We start from the raw sequence: 19619 nt of genomic DNA on the forward strand, positions 1-19619 counted from the left end.
TTTTTTTAAAAATATCCTTTTGATTTATAGTGTGTTTCTAGCCAATATCTGCTTATATAAACTTTAGGTTATAAGTTGAAAAAACTTTCGTTCAGATTTATATGACTCCTGCCTGTCGGCAGACAGGTATAGGGTAAAGAAAAACACATTATTAATATTTAATTTTCTTCTATGAAGTTTCTAAATAATACATTGGCAATAGGATTAGTTATACTATCTGGCCAACTAATTGTTGCACAAAAAACAAATGAGGTTTCTAAAGTTTGGGTAGCTGATAACGGCGACGGAACTTATAAAAATCCAGTTTTACATGCGGATTATTCGGATCCCGATGCTATTCGTGTAGGGGACGATTATTATATGACTGCTTCTTCTTTTAATTGTATTCCGGGATTGCCTATTTTGCATTCTAAGGATTTAGTCAATTGGGAATTAGTAAATTATGCACTTCCAAAACAGCCTCCTTTTGACATTTTTGATAAGCCACAACATGGAAACGGAGTTTGGGCACCTTGCATTCGTTATCACAATGAGGAGTTTTATATTTATTACCCCGATCCTGATTACGGAATTTATATGATTAAAACCAAGGATCCAAAAGGACTTTGGTCAGAGCCAATATTGGTAAAAGCAGGAGTAGGATTGATTGATCCTGCGCCTTTATGGGATGATGACGGCAAAGCTTATTTAGGTTTTGCTTTTGCAGGAAGTCGTGCCGGTGCCAAAAGTTTGCTGGCTGTTTGTTCGATGAATCCTGAAGGAACAGTGGCTAATGATGATGCTGTTATGGTTCTTGATGGACATCTTGATGAAGCTACGGTAGAAGGACCTAAGTTTTATAAACGCAATGGTTATTATTACATTTTTGCCCCGGCTGGTGGTGTTCCTACAGGCTGGCAAACCGTTATGCGTTCAAAAAATGTTTTTGGTCCTTATGAAAAACGAAAAGTAATCGATCAGGGTAAAACACCTATTAATGGTCCTCATCAGGGTGCCTGGGTGGATACTCAAACAGGTGAAGACTGGTTTTTTCATTTTCAGGATAAAGGTGCTTATGGAAGAATTGTGCATTTGCAACCGATGAAATGGATAAACGATTGGCCGGTTATTGGAATTGATAACGACAAAGACGGGAAAGGAGAACCGGTTTTAACGTATAAAAAACCAAATGTTGGTAAAACATTTCCAATTATGACACCACCTGATTCAGATGAATTTAATTCGACTAAATTAGGGCTGCAATGGCAATGGCATGCTAACTATCAGGTGTATTGGGGAATGCCAACATCAATGGGGTTTTATAATTTGTTCTGTCGTCCAATGCCTGAAAAAGCAGTTAATTTATTTGATGTTCCTAATATTTTAGCACAAAAATTCCCGGCTAATGAATTTACGGCTACCTCCAAAATGACTTTCAACGCTCGTTTTGATGGAGAAAGTATTGGATTGGTGATTATGGGGTTGGATTATAGTGTGCTAAAAGTAAAACAGCAAAATGGCGAATTGTTTATTTCTCAGCTTGTTTGTAAAAATGCCGATAAAAAAGGCGTTGAGAAAGAATTAGCAGCAGTAAAATTAGATAAAAACACTTTTTATTTACAAACTAAGGTAAAAGCGGGCGGAATTTGCAGTTTCTTTTACAGTACCGATGGTGAAAATTTTAAAGCTTTAGGCGAAGATTTTAAATCCCGTGAAGGGAAATGGATTGGAGCTAAAATTGGTTTAACAGCTCTTAGAGAAGGAAAAATAAACGATGCCGGAAGTGTAGCGGTTGATTGGTTTAGATTTACTAAATAAAAATAGAACGATGAATAATTTTTTTAAAGGAATAATGATACTTTTCTGCTTTTTTCTGGCAGGGATAAACATGAATGCTCAGGTTTTGGATAAATCATGGAAGAGCATTACCGAGATTAAAGATGAAAGTTGGTTTGCATCTGCAGAAGCAAAAGCAGTTGCCGAAAATGTGTTGTTGTACCAACGCAATATTGGTGGCTGGCCAAAAAACACTCAAATGCAGAAACCTCTTTCTGATGCTCAAAAGAAAGAATTGTTGGCTCTTAAAACTTCTACAGAAGGTTGTACGACTGATAATGGAGGAACAGTTCAGGAAATGCTTTTTCTTTCTAAAATAAACAAACAACAACCGGATGTCAGCTATCAAAAAGCTTTTCTTTCGGGTTTGGATTATTTACTGAAAGCGCAATATGATAATGGAGGTTGGCCGCAATTTTTTCCTTTGAAAAAAGGCTATTATACACATATTACGTATAACGACGATTCTATGGTAAATATTCTGAATGTCTTAAAGGAAGTTAAAGATAAAACGGATTTTTATTCAATAAAGGCATCAGATGATTTGGTTGCAAACGCTAAAATAGCTTTCGATAAAGGAATTGATTGTATTGTCAAAAGTCAGTACAAACAAAACGGAGTTTTGACTGCCTGGTGCGCACAACATGATGAGGTTACTTTGTTACCTGCTAAAGCCCGTGCTTATGAATTACCGTCATTAAGCGGGAAAGAATCGGCTAAAATTACATTGTTGTTAATGGCTGTCGAAAATCCTTCAAAAGAGATAATTGCGGCAGTTGAGGCTGCGGTAGCCTGGTTTGAAAAAGTAAAAATTACTGGATTGAGAGAAGAACGAGTGGTAGATGCTAAAGGGAAAATTACCGACAAAAAGATGATTACCGATGCCAATGCCCCGGCACTTTGGGCTCGTTTTATGGAATTGGATGACAATAGACCGTTTTTTTGTGATCGCGATGGCATAAAGAAATATTCTCTGGCTGAAATAGGTGACGAAAGAAGAAATGGTTATTCCTGGTACACTAATGAGCCTAAAGAAGTGTTGAAAGCATACGATAAGTGGAAAAAAAAACTTTCAACTGAACTGAATTCGATTAAAAAAAAAGTAGCGAAAGCACCCAAAGATGAGTACAATATTGTAGTGGCGCAAGATGGCAGCGGGGATTATACCAGTATTCAGGATGCTATTTATAATTCGCCTTCTTTTCCATACAAAAGAGTTTTGATTACGGTTAAAAATGGTGTTTATTATGAAAAAGTCCGCATTCCGGAGTGGAATACTAAGATTTCTTTAATTGGGGAAAGCAAAGAAAAGACGATAATCACCTATGATGATTATTTTGGAAAAATCAATTTAGGACGAAATAGTACCTTTTTGACTCCAACAGTATTGGTGGAGGGAAATGATTTTAAGGCAACTAATTTAACCATTAAAAATACTGCGGGTCCTGTTGGTCAGGCAATAGCTTTGTCGGTAGTTGCGGATAGAGTAGTGGTTTCAAATTGTGTAATTTCAGGAAACCAGGACACTTTATATACTTCGGGAGAAGGATTCAAACAGTATTTTAAAGATTGTTTTATTGAAGGAACAGTCGATTTTATTTTTGGAAATGCGACTGCGGTGTTTGATAATTGTGATATTCACAGCAAAAGCAATTCGTATCTAACAGCGGCTTCAACGCCTGAAAGTTCTAAATACGGTTTTGTGTTTATGAATTGCAAATTGACTGCAGACGAAAAAGCAACAGAAGTGTATCTTGGACGACCTTGGCGTATTAACGCTAAAACGGTGTATTTGAATTGCGAAATGGGGAGTCATATTCGAAAAGAAGGATGGAACAATTGGTCTAAAACAGAAGCTGAAAAAGCTTCTTTTTATGCCGAATATAATTGCTCGGGGCCAGGATTTCAGCCAGAAAATAGAGTGGCATGGTCACATCAATTAAAAAAATCAGAAGCTAAAAAATATACTTTAGAAAATATCTTAGGAGATTCTAATTCGAATTGGTATTCAAATTTTAAATAAAACATTATGAAAATAAAATTATTCCTTTTTTTATTAATTGCTACCAGTTGTTTTGCACAAAAAACAACAGTTTACACCATTGGCGATTCGACAATGGCAAATAAATCCAACCCGACAGAAAATCCCGAACACGGTTGGGCTCAGGTCTTACAGCAATTTTTTGACAACAATGTTGTGGTTGATAACAGAGCGCAAAATGGTCGTAGTACCCGCAGTTTTATCAATGAAAAACGGTGGGATGCTATTTTGGAAACCTTGAAAAAAGGGGATTATGTTTTTATCCAATTTGGACATAATGACCAAAAAGAAAATAAACCGAGCGTTTATACTAATCCGCGAACGGCTTATCGCCAAAATCTAATCAAATTTGTAACCGAAGCTCGTGCTAAAGGCGCAATTCCGGTTTTGTTTTCTTCGATTGTAAGAAGGAATTTTAATGCCGAAGGTACTTTGGTTGACACTCATGGTTTGTATCCAATGGAAACCCGATTAGTGGCTACGGATTATAAAGTGCCATTTATTGATTTACAATATTTGACCGAGTTGTTAGAAGAGTCTTATGGAATAGAAGGTTCTAAAAAACTGCATTTGCATTTTAATGCAGGCGAAAGTGCTTTTTATAAAACCGAAAAACATGATGATACCCATTTATCCTTGTTAGGTGCTACTGAAATTGCTAAATTAGTTGTAGCTGAATTGAAGAAAACGGATTTGGATTTGAAAAAACACATTAAATAATTATTGCTATGAAAAACAATACTTTTTATTTTGTCCTGTTGTTGTGTTTTAATGTTTTATGTTCGCAAACTAAAATTGTAGACAAAAAGATTGAAATAGAGAAAATTGTTAATAGCATTCAGTTGCCTGTTATTCCAAATTATAAAGTTAGTGTTACTAAATTTGGTGCTAAAGGCGATTCGATTACCAATTGTAAATCGGCTTTTGACAAAGCAATGAAAGCCTGTGCAAAAAAACAAGGCGGTACTATTGTGGTTCCTAAAGGAGTTTATACCATTAATGGACCAATCCATTTTGTAAGTAATGTAAAATTACATCTGGAAGCCGGGGCTAAAATTCGTTTTGGATCAAATCCTAAAGACTATCCTTTGGTTTTAACCAGTTGGGAGGGAACCATGTTGTACAATTATAGCCCATTGATTTATGGCAATAATGTGGAAGATGTTGCCATAACGGGAAACGGAATTATTGATGGTGAAGCTAAGGATACCTGGATAAAATGGAAGCCTCTTGAAGAAAAAGATAAGCTTTTAAGCAGGGAAATGAATCATAAAAATATTCCCCTAAAAGAGCGTATTTTTGGTGAAGGTCATTATTTAAGACCACAACTGATCCAGTTTGTCAATTCTAAAAACATTTTGATTGAGGATGTTAAAATTGAAGATTCTCCATTTTGGTGTGTACATTTATTAAAATCCAGGAGTATTACGCTTCGCGGTTTAAAATATGATGCGCAGAATAATAATAATGACGGAATTGATCCGGAATATTCAAGTGATGTTTTAATTGAGAATATTAAGTTTAATAACGGAGATGATAATGTTGCTATCAAAGCCGGACGTGATAATGAAGGACGTGATAATTCCAATAGTCCTTCGGAAAATATTGTGATTCGAAATTGCGAATTCAAAGGTTTGCATGCTGTGGTTATTGGTAGCGAAATGTCAGCTGGTGTACGCAATGTGTATGTAGATAATTGCAAGGCCGGAGGTTATTTGAAAAGAGGGATTTATATCAAGACCAATTCCGATAGAGGAGGTTATGTTAAAGATTTGTATTTTTCTAATATTGCTTTGGGGAAAGTTGAGGATTGCATTTATATGACTGCTAATTATCACGGTGAAGGAGCTGGTTTGTATCCTTCTAAAATATCCGATATTTTGATTTCTAATGTGAGTTGTGAGAGTGCTTCTAATACCGCAATTGTTATTGAAGGTTTTCCGGAAAAGAAAGTGGAGAATGTGGTTTTGGATAAAATTACGGTAAAATCAGCTAAAAACGGAATGACCTTGACAAATACCCAGAATATAAGTGTAAACGAAATTATAATTGGTGATAAAATAGGGGTGCCAAGCGCTGTGAAATAGTTTTTTTGAAAAAAAAGTTTGTTGTTTCATCTTGTAAAAAAAAACAAATCAAAGCGAAGTCAGAAAACAAGCTGTTTTTTGACTTCGCTTTGATTTTATAAAAAAGTAAAGATGAATTAATTTCTAAATAGAAAATATAATATTGCCGAAAGAGTGCTGCTGTTTTCAAATTCTCTTAAAAAAGCATACGCTCTCTTCATTTGTGTTTTTACCGTATTAACAGATATGTTGTACATTTCTGCAATTTCTGCATAGCTGTGTCCTTCCACGATATGTGATATAAAAATTTCTCTTCGGGCTTGCGGGATTTTATCTACCAAAGTGAAAATTTTAGTTTTTTTGTTTTCTTCTGCTTTTTCAAAAACATGTTGTTCCTCCATCCTCGGGAGGATGTTTTTATTGTTTTCTAAACTTATTGTTTTGTGTTTTTCTAAATATTGAAGGCTTAAATTTTTTACCGCTCTTGTAGCATAAGCCTTAAACGAAATCGTGAAACTGAGCGCTTCTTCTTTTTCCCATAGATAAATAAAAAAGTCCTGTACAACATCTTTTGCCACGTCTTTATCCTTAGTTATGTTAAAAGAAACTAAAGAAAGGTAGGCAAAATGCTCTTTGTACAAGTCTTCAAATATTTTTAAATCTTTGTGAGATGACATTTGTAAATAAGGATTATTTGTTTTATAATGGATTACATTGTGTCAAATGTAAAATAAAAACTTAGTTTTTTTTTGTTATATGTAAAAATAAATAAAATTTTTTACTAAAGCTGTCACCCTAAAAGTTTTTTTTGATAACAAATATTTAACAACTAAAAATAAAAACAAGTAGTTGAATGTGTTTCTAAGGTTATAGAACTTTTTATAGAAAATAATCGAGGGTAATTTGTTTTAATATTCAGGTATTGGGTTGTTGATTTTAGAAATAAATGAAAGGAGTTATTTCAATAAGCTGGAAGTATTTTAAAAGTTGAGATTTATAATAAAGCCAACGAATTTATTAACTATTAAATTAATTAATTTATGAAGTAAGACTGTATTTAAAAAGTGAAATACATCAAAAAAAAATCGGAAAATAGTACCAGTATTTCCCGATTTAGTAATGTGTTTCAAACGACGTATCGAAATTAAATCATTTAAAAACTGACCAAAATTATGAAAAAAATTTTACTTTATCTGGCCGTTCTATTTGCGTCATTGCAAATGTTTTCACAAACAGTAACTATTACTGAATCAGCCGGATGGTTAGAGTCTGCTTATGTAAAATGGCAGCCTGTTTCCGGGGCGCAAAGTTATAATGTGTATTATAGCGGTAATGGTATTACAAATCAAAAAATAGATAACCAGCTAATTCGCAGTTATGGTACTTATTTTCGTGCCGATGTTTTAGGACTGGCTGCCGGGAATTATACTGTTTCGGTGAAAGCTGTGATTGCGGGAGTGGAAGGAGATGCTGCAACTACACAAAGTCTTACCGTTTTAGCGCATGACCGTAATGGTTTTGCGTTTCAGGGAGGACGCATACCAGGTGGATATAATATGGACGGGACACCAAAGTCTAATGCGGTAATCATATATGTTACCGAGAACACAAAAAACACAGTTTCCTTAACAGTTACAGGGGCAACAACAAATCCTTGTATAGGTTTGCAAAATATTTTATTTGGGTTTAAAAAAGGATTAGATAATCGTCCTTTGATTGTTCGTTTAATCGGTAATATTACTGATATGAGTGTTATGGACGGTGGAGATATTGTTATTGAGAATAAAAATAACGCATCAGGTTCTATTACATTTGAAGGTGTAGGGAATGATGCTGTTTGTAATGATTGGGGAGTAAGATTGAAGTATGCCTCTAATGTTGAAATTCGAAATCTCGCTACTATGAATGTCAACAGTACAGCAGGTGATGATTTTGGAATGCAACAGGATAATGATCATATCTGGGTACATAATAATGAGATGTTCTATGGTAATGCAGGTAGTGATGCGGATCAGATAAAAGGTGATGGTGCATTAGATAATAAAGGTTCAACTTATTGTACGTTTTCATACAATCACTTTTGGGATAGTGGGAAATGTAGTCTTTTAGGCTTGAGTGAAAATACAACTGTCGGTTTGTATGTGACTTATCATCATAACTGGTTTGATCATTCTGATTCACGTCACCCTCGTGTACGTTTTTATTCAGCTCACATTTATAATAATTATTATGATGGGGTTTCAAAGTATGGTGCTGGTTCTACAAGTGGCTCTTCTTTGTTTGTAGAAAATAATTATTTCCGTAATTCTAAACGTCCTATGATGATTTCTATGCAGGGAACAGATGTTTGGAGTAGCTCTAAACAAGCCAATGATCCGGGAAATGTTGGGACTTTTTCAGGTGAAGATGGAGGAATCATCAAAGCTTTTAATAATACTTTTGATGCAGATATTGCTACTAATGAAATGCGTTTTGTAGCCTATGGTGATCCTAATCCGTTGTATAATATTTCAGGTAAAATTAGTTCTACAATAGATTTTGATGCTTATTTAGCAACTACCAGAGGAGAGCAGATTCCTAATACTGTAAAATCGTATGCGGGAGCAAACGTCTATAATAACTTTGATACTGATGTAGCATTATATGTGAAAAATTTAGTTCCGGATTCTCCTGAAGTGGCTAAATCAAAAGTTATGCAATACTCAGGACGTACAGGAGGTGGTGATTTGAAATGGACTTTTAGTAATAATGTTGATGATACTTCCTCTTCTGTAATTACTGCATTAAAAACGGCTATTACTAATTATACCACTAGTTTAGTAGCGGTACAAGGAGAAACAGTAGTTTCCAGTCAAACTTTAACATCGACTTCTAATACGAATCAAACAGTTAACTCTGGTTCAGCAATTGCAAATATTGTATATACCTGGGGAGGAGATGCAACTGATGCTACGGTAACAGGATTGCCTGCATCGGGAATTACTTTTGTAAAAGATGCGACTGCTAAAACTATCACTATTTCCGGTACACCTACAGCCAATGTGTCTTATTCTATTGCAACTACAGGTACAGTTGGAAATCCGGCAACAGGATCTGGAACGATTACGGTATCGACTCCCGGAACTACAACAGGTGGTGAGGTGCATAACTTTACAACTTCAGGGAAAACGAGTTCTTTTTATACTATTACAGGAAATATGAACTCTACTGATGGTTCTCAAACTTATGATGGTTTGACTTTGACGGCTCGTTTAAAAATGGAAAGTGCTACTGTAATTAGTTATACAACAACGGCAACTTCAACTTTGACCTTAGTTTTTGATAGTTCATTTTCAGGAAAGGTTAAGCTGAACAATGTATCCTATACAGCAGTTGCAGGTGTAGTGGTGATACCTTCGGTAGCTGCAGGAACGAATACGATTCTTAAAGGAGATACAGCAAATTTATTTTATATAAAAACGGTATATGATACTCCTGCGTTAATAACTCCATCAATTTCTAATTTTACTATTGCTGATAAAGTTGTAGGCGATGCTGCTTTTGCATTAACAGCTCCTACATCTAATAGTGATGGGACTTTTACTTATACAAGCAGTAATACAGCGGTTGCTACGGTAAGTGGAAATATGGTAACTATTGTAGGGGAAGGAACAACTACTATTACGGCTAATCAGGCTGCTACTTCAATTTATGCCGCGGGAAGTATTTCAGCGACATTAAAAGTTTTGCCAGAGCAAGTAGCAAGTTCTGTTGTCTATGATTTTAGGGATGGAGTAATTATTGCTGCGGGTAAAAGTACTGATAATGTTGTTACTTTGAGTGGGGGAAGTTATAAGCTACATGGTGCCACCTATGGTCTTAATATGAAGGTTGGTGGACAAATTGATATTGCAGTAACCGGAAGTTGTACAGTTCGGTTTTTAGGGTCACAATATTCTTCATTGCAAATGGAAGGTACCGCTTCGGTAGCAGGTGATTTAGGGACTATAGCCACTAAAGTTGCTGTTGATCGTGTGGATACTTATGAGTTTAAGTATATTGGTGGAGCAAGAACATTGCGCTTTAAATTGGTGGCTCCGGGGACTGATTTATATTTGCCATCGCTAGAAATTATACCGGATAATACCGATGTTGTTAAAGCTGATGTTTGGGATTTTGGTGCGCAACAGCTGGACGATGTTTTATATAATAACAAATTAGATGTTGCAACTATTAACTCATGGTATCCTGTTGGTTATGTGGTGGGTACGGCTAGTACAACGTATGTGATGCCTACTTCGTTTACTGCTGGGGATTTGTCTTGGGTTGGAGGTTCCAACGATCGTCTTAGATCCAGTAACACAGCACTTACTCGATATGATAGTAATGTAGGCTCTGGTGCTGCAGCCGGATATGCAGGAAGAATTTATGTAAATGGTTCGGCTCAGGCTGGTCGTTATTTAAGTTTTAATCTTAAAGAAAATGATGAGTTAACAGTTGTTGCTAACACTGACGCAGCGGGTAGATTAAATTTTGTATATCTTACTGATGCTAATGTACAATCGGATCTTGTAGAAACAACAACTACAACTAAAGAATATAAATTTGTAGCTAAACAAACAGGAGTTTATAAAATTTATGATCAGGTAAATAAACCAAGTTATTATCGTATTATTCGAAAACCGGCAACTTTAGTAGCGGTTTCCGGGTCTATTGATGTAACTAACGCAGCAGATATTCCTTCAGGATATACAGTTGGTTTTACTAATGCAGCAGGGAAAATCTGGAATGCTGTTGTGGCTAATGGGAAGTATAATGTAACATTGCCAGCGGGATATACTTATACATTAAGTGTAGGTAATGCCAACGGATATTTAATTACTAGTGGAGATAGTTTTGAGGTTGCTGTAGGTTCAAACCAACATAATATTACAATTTCAAAAGTTACATTGTTTACAGTAACTGGAAATGTTACCGGTTTAGGAACAGCTATTTCTAATCTTAGTTTGAAGTATACTTCTGATCCAGCAGCTAATAAAACCTATGTTCCGGTAGCTGTTGTTAATGCTGTTACAGGGCAGTATTCCGTAAAATTAGAATCGGGTGTAGGATATACTGTTTCAGGTGTTGGAGTTAATGAATATGAAATTTTAGCTAATTCAGTTACCGTTTCGTCAAACACTACTGTCGATGTCGCTTTTACTCTAAAACCGAAGTACAAAGTTACTATCACAGCTCCTTCTTTGGATGCAACTCAATTGACTAAATTAGGATTGAAATTCTCAAATATTAATGAGGCTGGAATAACTTATACTTTTACGGATATTAATAATGTCAATTTACGTAAAGGAACTTATTCCGTTAGCGCTTTAGGATTGGATGAATATCCGGTAGAGTTAGCAATGACATCTAATCTTGTAGTTTCAAATGCAGCAGTTTCAAAAGAACTAACATTTAAAACTGTTACTAATTGGTCTTTTGATGATAAAGTAATTGCTAATGGAACAACTAGTTACAAAGGAATGTTGTTTACTGGTGCTGTTGCTAACGAAATTGCCAAAGGTCATCTAAATGCTGGGACGGGTTCTACAATTAGTGTCCCTGTAAATCCAAATCAAAAAATAACGGTTACTTATTATTATGCAGCTAATTTTTCTATACAAGGAGGTGCAGCCGTTACAACCAGTAGTAATAGTACAGGTCTTTTTGAAAAGGTTGATTATGTTTATACAGGAACTAGTCCGGGGAATGTTCTTATTGCTGTGAATGGAACAAGTTATTTTACGGATATTAATGTCGATCTAATTGTACCTTACACTTCTGTGATTACTGTTGGAATCGACAAAGATTATCAAACTATTAATGGTGCTTTGAAAGCCATTTCTAAAATGGTTCGTACAGCTGAGCAAAGAGTAACTGTGGTAATTGATCCGGGTAACTACGAAGAAATGATTGTGGTCAATAGTCCTAATGTTACCTTTAAGAATGCTGCGGCTAAACCAAGTATTGCTTTGAAAAACAAAGGTGTGGATATTGATGCTAATGCAGTTCGTGTTACTTCTTATTATGGTTATGGCTATAGTTATTACAGTCAGGGTAATGACAATAAATGGAATGCTGATGTTTTAGCAGTGAACAAAGCGAATAATAGTTATACTTATGAGAATGTTAGTGGAACTACCAATGGTTCTTATTGGAATGCTACAGCTGTAATTGCTGCTAATGGTTTTGAGGCCAATGATATTATTTTCGAAAATTCATTCAATCAATACATTTCTAAAAAAGAATCTCAAGATAAAGTAGTGATGTGGACTGTAGGTAATAAAGGTCAGCGACCAACAGATTACGGAAATACAGCGGTTCAAAACAGAAGTTTTGTTGAAAGAGCTGCGGCTATTGGTATTCCAAATGGTGTTGATAAGACTGTTTTGAAAAACTGTAGAGTAGTAGGTCGTCAGGATTCTTTTTACGGAGGCGTAGGTTCCAGAGTAGTGGTTTACAAAGGAGCGGTAATGGGAGCTGTAGATTATATCTTTGGAGGAATGATTGGAGTGTTTTATAAAACCGATTTTGTAATGAATGTGAGTGATGTTGCCGGAGATGCTTCTTATTTAACAGCTCCTCAGCAAAGTTCCGGTAGAGGTTTCTTATTGTATGAATGTAAAGTTACTTCGGCAGTGCCGGGAGATGAAACCGCTTCAGCCTTTAGAGCTAAGCCGGGTTATTTTGGACGTCCATGGTCGGCTAATACAAGTGAGGTGGTTTTGTATAAAACTAAAATTGAAACTTCTAATTTCACTGGTTCAGAAGGTTTGTCTTTAATAGCACCTGCAGGATGGACAAGTTCATTAGGAGGTACATCTGATAATATTTATGAGTTTGGAACAATAGAAGATTCAGGTGTTGATAATTCAGCTAATCGTGTAAGTTGGTCTAAGATGCTTACAACTCCTAAGTTGGCTGATGGTACTGATATTACGACCTTTAATTTTACAAAAGGAACTGATGGATGGAATCCAATTCCCAACTTGGAAACAATTGTAACATTACCATCGGATAATTTCGCTGTATTAGTTAATAGTGCTACTTGTAATGGGGCAAATAATGGCGCTATAACAGTTTCTTCTAAAGAAAACACTTTAATTTATGATGTTAAAATCAATGGTAATAGTCATGTTTTAAATTCTGAAAATGAATACACAAAAACATTGAGTAATCTGTCGGCAGGAGTATATGAAATTTGTTTTTCAACTACAAGTATTCCGGGTTACAAACAATGTTATGAGGTAAAAATTGAAGAGCCTGAAAAAATAGTGGTTAGTTCTTTTGTTTCTAAAAATTCAAATACTGTGAGACTTTCGATGCAAGGTGCCAGCCAATACAAAGTAACATTAAATGGTGTTGAAGAGCTGGTTACAGGAACTAATTATACGGCTGCTCTAAAAACAGGAACCAATACCATTTCAGTAAGTACTGATTTAGAGTGTCAGGGTGCTTTTAATGAAACGATATTTTTGTCAGAAGGGATTCAGTATTTTCCAAATCCAACTTCGGGAGTTGTTCAGATTTATTTAGCAGGAGTGGATAACGAAGTGAATGTTGCTGTTTTTGATTTGGCAGGAAATCTGATTTCAAAATATGTAAAATCAATTGCGACTAATAGAAATTTCCAATTAGAATTGTCTTCTTATATGGATGGAATGTATTTGATTCAATTAGAAGGAAAAACGATAAGCAAAACATTTAAAATTATAAAAAAATGAGAAAACCATTAATTTATTTTGTTCTTTCATTGGTTATTTTTACTACTGCTTGCAGTAATGATGATAATGAAAAAAATACTCCCGAATTAGGAGAATTGTTCTTGGCGAGTCCTTTGGATAATTCTACCTGCGAAGGGACTTCTGTTTCCGGTACCAAATGCGAAGTTACTTTGGCTTGGGAACCTACAGCTGATACCGATAGTTATACGTTGACAATAACTAATCTTGAGACAAACAAAGTGGTTTTGATTAAGAATAATATTGAAACGACTTCGTATAAAGTGACTTTGGACAAAGATGTTCCTTTTTCATGGAAAGTGTCTTCTACAGATGATTTGTCTAAGGAATTCAATAATCTTAGTAAAGTATGGAAATTTTATGCCTCTGCTGGTGAAAGTGTGGCTAATTATGCACCTTTTCCGGCTGATTTAATTGCACCAATTCAAGATAAAATGGTAACGGCCGTTGATGGTAAAATTACCTTAAAATGGGCTGGATCTGATACGGATAGTAGTGGCTTAAAATATACTATTTATCTTGATAAGGTAGATGGAAAACAAACTCCTCTATCGGGATTGACTAATATATCAGATACACAAATTAGTGTTTCAGTAACCAGTGGAGTGTATTATTGGAGAGTAAAAACGTCTGATGCTAATAGCAGTTCGTTTTCTCAAATAGTACAATTTACGGTGAACTAGACGTTCGATACAGTTATCTAAATTATAGCCTGGAAGTTTTTTCCGGGCTATTTTTTTTGTAATTAAATAATGCCATTTGGAAATATAAAATGGTCTTATTGTCAGTTCGAGCGCAGTCGAGAACCGCTATTGAATCTCGACTCTGCTCCATTTTACAAAAAATAATTAGATTTCTCCATATTTCTAAATGGTGTATAAGATGCGAATTGAGATTGTTTTTTTGGTCGTTTCGGATAGCTTGTCTTATGTAAGTTGTTAGTGTGTAGTTTTTTACTTGTTTTTTGAATAAAATTCATTTTTTATGCTTAACTTTTACATCGTGTTAAATTTTAATCCTAAAAAAAAATAATTAGTAAAATTGTCACCCTAAAAAACTTTTTTGCTAACATAACATTAACATACAAGATAAATACAATGGATTCCAGCACAAATTTGATAAATATCCTAAAGGAAACAGTTACTAATGGAAGTGTAGATGCTTCTAAAATTGCCTTGTTGCCTCAGGAAGAGCAAGACTTAATAAAAGAACTCCAGGCTAATGGTATGCTCGAAGAAGCATTGTTGTATGTGGAATCGATAGATACCCAAAAATCATGGGAAGAATTAAAAGATAAAATTGAACTTAGAAAAAAGCCCGTTGTAATTAATTGGAGAACTGTTTTTCAATATGCGGCAGTTTTTGTGTGTTTATTGGGCTTGGTTTATGTTTTTCAAAATAATACAAATAATTCAGATGAAATTGTAATTCCTGATGATGCCATTCAATTAGTATTAGAAAATGGAGATATTCAGATTTTAAGCCCAAATGGTGATCAGCAAATAATCAAGAAAAATGGAGAGGTAGTGGCTTCTCAACAAGAGAATCAAATTAGTTATGCTTCTGATGCTTCAGTAGATAAATTGGTTTACAATCAAATCAAGATTCCTTACGGGAAAACTTTTGTTGTTACCTTGTCAGATGGTACAGTGGTCAATATGAATGCAGGTTCTTCTTTGAAATATCCGGTGCAATTTATAAAAGGGCACAATCGTGAAGTGGTGCTGGAGGGAGAAGCTTTTTTTGATGTTACCAAAGATAAAAAACATCCCTTTATAGTTAAAACAAGAGGTATGGATGTTAAAGTTTTAGGGACAAAATTCAATATGAGTTCTTATAAAGAAGAGGCTGATATTAATACCGTTTTGGTTGAAGGATCAGTTAGTTTGTCTAGCGAGGCTAAACCAAATGAGAAAACAATGCTTGTTCCAGGCGAAAAAGGAACTTGGAATAATCAGAAAACAGCAATAGCAGTTGAAAAAGTAGATACCCGAATTTATACCGAGTGGATGACAGGAGAGCTTGTTTTTAGAAAGGCAACTTTTAGAGAAATCATCATAAGATTAGAACGTACCTATAATGTTACAATAGAGAATAATAAAAAAGAACTTTTAGACAAAAAATTCAATGCCAGTTTTAATAAAAATATTGAAAGTATTGATAAGGTCTTGCAAACAATGAGTGAAATTCAAAATTTCACCTATAAAAAAGAAGGTAAACTCATAAAAATAAACTAACTAATTTACTAACAAACTAAAACGCCAATTAATGAAATAAGAGTGTAATTTTTTTTAAGGAAAGAAGAAACTCATTAAAAAAAAATCGGAAAATAGTACCAGTATTTCCCGATTTAGTAATGTGTTTCAAACGACGTATCGAAATTAAAATCATTTAAAACCCATCCAAAATTATGAAAAAAATAATTAAAGGGAAATGGCTCAGTCCGTATTTGCCTAAAATTAGTCTAAAGATGAAACTAACCACGCTATTATTGATACTTTCTTTGGTCAGAATCCAGGCAAGTACCTATTCGCAAAATACAAAGTTGACATTAAATGTGAACAATACTTCTGTTGAGCAGCTGTTCAATAAAATCGAGTCCGTTTCAGAATATCGATTTTTATTTGAAAGCAGTTTGATTGATTTAGACAGAAAGGTTTCTGTTAATGTTGAGAACAAAAAAATAGTTGAAATATTAGACAAAGTTTTTAAAGGAACGGATGTTTCTTATACGATAAACGACCGACAGATATTATTAGTCAGAAAAAAAGAAGCAGCTCCATTAGTAACTAATGCGGTGAAAGCTCTGGATGTTCAGGAAGTAAAAGTTTCAGGAGTAGTCAAAGATGCTCAGGGAATGCCAATTCCGGGGGTTAATATCTTAGAAAAAGATACTAAAAACAGTACTCAAACTGATTTTGACGGGAAATTCACCATTCGTGTAAAAGGATCATCCAGTGTGTTGGTTTTTTCATTCATTGGATTCGAGACCTTATCAAAAGCAGTAGGACAAAACAGCAATTTGAATATTGTTTTAAAGGACGAAAATTCTACCTTAAACGAAGTGGTGGTTATTGGTTATGGAACTGCTAAAAAAGGAGATTTAACAGGTTCTGTTGCTTCAATTGGAGGAGAAGATTTGAAAAAAACTAATATGAATAATGTGGCTGAGAGTTTGACAGGACGTGTAGCAGGGGTTCAGGTAACTTCTTCTGAAGGTTCTCCGGATGCTGCAATCAATATTCGAATTAGAGGAGGAGGTTCTTTAACTCAGGATGCGTCTCCATTAATCATTGTAGATGGTTTTCCAATAGCCAATTTAAATGATATTGCTCCATCGGATATTGAAACGATAACGGTTTTAAAAGATGCTTCTTCTACTGCAATTTACGGTTCCAGAGGAGCTAATGGAGTTATTCTTGTAACTACTAAAAAAGGAAAAGACGGTAAAATTTCTACAACATTTAATTCTTTTTACGGATTTAAAAAGATTGCTAACACTATTGATGTTTTAAATCCTGAAGAATATGCAAGATTGCAATACGAATATGTGAATCGTTTTAAAGAAGACGACAGTTCGTATCAACAATATTTTGGACAATGGTCTGATCGTGATCTTTATACAGGAATGAAAGGTAATAATTGGCAAAAACAGGTTTATGGTCGTCTGGGAGAAACCAGAAGCCGAGATTTAGGTATTAGAGGTGGGACCGATAAAGTGAACTTCAATTTTAATTATGCCCATATTGATGAAAAAACCATTATGATCGGTTCTGAATACAAAAGAAACAATTTATCTCTGGCTGTAAAAAACAAAGCTACTGATAAAATTGATTTGTCTTTCACGGTGCGTTATTCGGATACAGAAATTAAAGGTGGAGGAACTAATGAGCAAAATGCTAAATCTGTTTCGGCCGATGCCCGTTTACGTAATAGTGTGGCTTATGCACCAATTCCTTTAGAAGGTTTGACTTCCGATAATACAGATGAGGCCGATGCCAGCTTTTTAGTACATCCTTTTGTAGCAGCAGCTGATAATGACCGTCTGCAATTAAGAAAAAACTTCAATATTTTAGGAGGAATATCCTATAAAATTTTACCAGGACTTCAATTAGGTTCTGATTTAGGTCTGGATAATTACTATAATCAGGATTATCGTTTTTATGGACGTTCAACTTTTTATGTAAGAAATCAGGTAGCGGCAGAAAATCAAGGGAAACCAGCCTTAGCTTTGTTAGACAGAAAGAATGTTACATTTAGAATTGCTAATACAGCTAATTATGATTTCAAGAAAATATTAGGAGAAGATCATAGCTTAAAATTACTGGCAGGTCAGGAATTAATAAAAATAAATAGTACTGAATTAACCAGTGAAATTCATGCCTTCCCTTTGTTTTTTGATTTTCAAAGTGCCAAAAATCTTTCCTCTCAGGGAGATGCACAATTTACACAAACTACTTATGCTCCTGAGGATAAATTACTATCTTTTTTTGGACGTGTAAATTATGATTATAAAAACCGTTATTTATTTACCGCAACCTACCGCGCCGATGGGTCCAGTAAGTTTTTAGGAAAAAACCGTTGGGGTTATTTCCCGTCAGCTGCTGTGGCATGGAAACTTTCTGAAGAAGATTTCATGAAAAATGTTTCCTGGTTAAAATTATTGAAACTAAGAGCCAGTTATGGTCAGGCAGGGAATAACAATATTCCAACAGGTCAAACCAGTTTGTTGTTTAATCCTAATGTTACAACATGGGTTGAAGGTGTTAGCAGTTTTTGGGCTCCGTCCAAAACAATGCCTAATCCGGATTTAAAATGGGAGACAACCATAACTCAAAACTTCGGTTTGGATTATGAGTTGTTTAACGGAAAAGTGAGTGGAAGTGTTGAAGCCTATAAAAATATCACCAGGGATTTGTTGATTAATTTCAATGTTCCGGGTAGTGGATACGATACACAGTACCGAAATATGGGAGAGACTCAAAATACCGGTATTGAGGCTTCGTTGAATCTTAATATTATTAATAAACCGAATTATGGTTTAAGTCTTTCTATGAACTTTGGGATGAATAAAAACCGAATCAATTCATTAGGAGTAATGAATGATTTCTTTTGGTCAACAAACTGGGCATCTACCGCATTTGCAGATGATTATGCTGTAAGAGTTGGACAGCCATTAGGAATAATGCAAGGATATAAAAGTGATGGACGTTATGAAGTATCTGATTTTGATTACAATGGAACCAGTTATACTTTAAAAGCAGGAGTTCCTAATACTACACTCCTGGGTACACTTGCTCCGGGGGTAATGAAATTAAAGGATATTAATGGGGATGAAGTAGTTGATGCAAAAGATTTAACGATAATAGGTAATGCTAATCCAAAGCACACAGGAGGTTTTGTGTTAAATGCTAACGCTTATGGTTTTGACTTATCGGCAGCTTTTAATTATAGCTTTGGTAATGATGTTTATAATGCCAATAAAATCGAGTATAGTACAGCAACTGAAAATACACAGTATAGAAATTTAAGTACTTTGATGGCTTCTGATAATAGATGGACTAATTTGAATGCAGCGGGAGAAATTGTTACTGATCCGGCCGAATTAGAAGCCTTGAATGCTAATACTACTTTGTGGTCTCCATTCATGAGAAATTATGTGTTCAGTGACTGGGCAGTAGAAGATGGTTCTTTCTTACGTCTAAATACCCTTTCATTAGGATATACTATACCGGCAGATGCACTTTCTAAATATGGTATTGCCAAATTAAGATTTTATGCAACGGCTAATAATGTATTTGTTATCACTAAATATTCAGGTTTAGATCCGGAGGTTTCTACAATCAGAAGAACACCTCTTACGCCAGGAGTGGATTTTGCCCCATTCCCAAGAAGCAGACAAGTTTCTTTAGGTTTAAATCTTAATTTTTAATTTTT

The 19619-nt window shown here is 34.9% G+C and carries 9 protein-coding genes; 8 read left to right on the top strand and 1 reads right to left on the bottom strand.

The annotated features are described in order from the left end of the window. Positions 1-171: 171 nt before the first annotated feature. The 4 genes from FDM27_RS01565 to FDM27_RS01580 are packed head-to-tail and all read left to right on the top strand — an operon-like array spanning position 172 to position 5943. A complete protein-coding gene (locus tag FDM27_RS01565) occupies positions 172-1797 on the top strand; it encodes a glycoside hydrolase 43 family protein (protein ID WP_140484925.1) in 1626 nt (541 codons plus the stop codon). A 10-nt stretch (positions 1798-1807) separates the two neighbouring features. Beyond that, positions 1808-3838, top strand: coding sequence for a pectate lyase (gene pelA / locus FDM27_RS01570; RefSeq protein WP_255510435.1), 2031 nt, complete (start codon positions 1808-1810; stop codon positions 3836-3838). Positions 3839-3844: 6 nt separating this feature from the next. Continuing rightward, positions 3845-4576, top strand: coding sequence for a rhamnogalacturonan acetylesterase (locus FDM27_RS01575; protein WP_219846392.1), 732 nt, complete (start codon positions 3845-3847; stop codon positions 4574-4576). Between the two features lie 8 nt (positions 4577-4584). Beyond that, positions 4585-5943 carry a glycoside hydrolase family 28 protein gene (locus tag FDM27_RS01580; RefSeq protein ID WP_140484926.1) on the top strand — a complete coding sequence of 453 codons (1359 nt, stop codon included), beginning with the start codon at positions 4585-4587 and terminating at the stop codon, positions 5941-5943. Positions 5944-6059: 116 nt separating this feature from the next. Here the strand turns inward: FDM27_RS01580 and FDM27_RS01585 are convergent, their stop codons facing one another. Further along, positions 6060-6599: a sigma-70 family RNA polymerase sigma factor gene (locus FDM27_RS01585; RefSeq protein WP_071185025.1), complete on the bottom strand. Its 540-nt coding sequence runs from the start codon at positions 6597-6599 to the stop codon at positions 6060-6062. Between the two features lie 495 nt (positions 6600-7094). Here FDM27_RS01585 and FDM27_RS01590 point away from each other — a divergent pair, with 495 nt between their 5' ends. The 4 genes from FDM27_RS01590 (at position 7095) to FDM27_RS01605 (ending at position 19614) form a co-directional block, all read left to right on the top strand. Continuing rightward, positions 7095-13664 carry a T9SS type A sorting domain-containing protein gene (locus FDM27_RS01590; RefSeq protein ID WP_140484927.1) on the top strand — a complete coding sequence of 2190 codons (6570 nt, stop codon included), beginning with the start codon at positions 7095-7097 and terminating at the stop codon, positions 13662-13664. Next, complete coding sequence (locus FDM27_RS01595) at positions 13661-14365, top strand: hypothetical protein (RefSeq protein WP_071185027.1); 705 nt, start codon at positions 13661-13663, stop codon at positions 14363-14365. Before FDM27_RS01590 ends, FDM27_RS01595 begins: the two co-directional genes overlap by 4 nt. Positions 14366-14779: 414 nt before the next feature. After that, positions 14780-15919 (top strand): FecR family protein, encoded by a 1140-nt coding sequence (locus tag FDM27_RS01600; RefSeq protein ID WP_140484928.1) that lies wholly within the window; start codon positions 14780-14782, stop codon positions 15917-15919. Between the two features lie 173 nt (positions 15920-16092). Next, a complete protein-coding gene (locus FDM27_RS01605; RefSeq protein ID WP_140484929.1) occupies positions 16093-19614 on the top strand; it encodes a TonB-dependent receptor in 3522 nt (1173 codons plus the stop codon). The last annotated feature ends 5 nt before the right edge of the window (positions 19615-19619 follow it).

Origin of the sequence: Flavobacterium sp. GSA192 (assembly GCF_006386525.1) — a bacterium.
Classification (GTDB): Bacteria; Bacteroidota; Bacteroidia; order Flavobacteriales; family Flavobacteriaceae; genus Flavobacterium; species Flavobacterium commune.

Excerpts from the sequence above, each read along its gene's own strand:
- FDM27_RS01565 (WP_140484925.1), top strand. The coding sequence starts at position 172 with ATGAAGTTTCTAAATAATACATTGGCAATAGGATTAGTTATACTATCT.
- pelA (WP_255510435.1), top strand. The coding sequence starts at position 1,808 with ATGAATAATTTTTTTAAAGGAATAATGATACTTTTCTGCTTTTTTCTG.
- FDM27_RS01575 (WP_219846392.1), top strand. The coding sequence starts at position 3,845 with ATGAAAATAAAATTATTCCTTTTTTTATTAATTGCTACCAGTTGTTTT.
- FDM27_RS01580 (WP_140484926.1), top strand. The coding sequence starts at position 4,585 with ATGAAAAACAATACTTTTTATTTTGTCCTGTTGTTGTGTTTTAATGTT.
- FDM27_RS01585 (WP_071185025.1), bottom strand. The coding sequence starts at position 6,599 with ATGTCATCTCACAAAGATTTAAAAATATTTGAAGACTTGTACAAAGAG.
- FDM27_RS01590 (WP_140484927.1), top strand. The coding sequence starts at position 7,095 with ATGAAAAAAATTTTACTTTATCTGGCCGTTCTATTTGCGTCATTGCAA.
- FDM27_RS01595 (WP_071185027.1), top strand. The coding sequence starts at position 13,661 with ATGAGAAAACCATTAATTTATTTTGTTCTTTCATTGGTTATTTTTACT.
- FDM27_RS01600 (WP_140484928.1), top strand. The coding sequence starts at position 14,780 with ATGGATTCCAGCACAAATTTGATAAATATCCTAAAGGAAACAGTTACT.
- FDM27_RS01605 (WP_140484929.1), top strand. The coding sequence starts at position 16,093 with ATGAAAAAAATAATTAAAGGGAAATGGCTCAGTCCGTATTTGCCTAAA.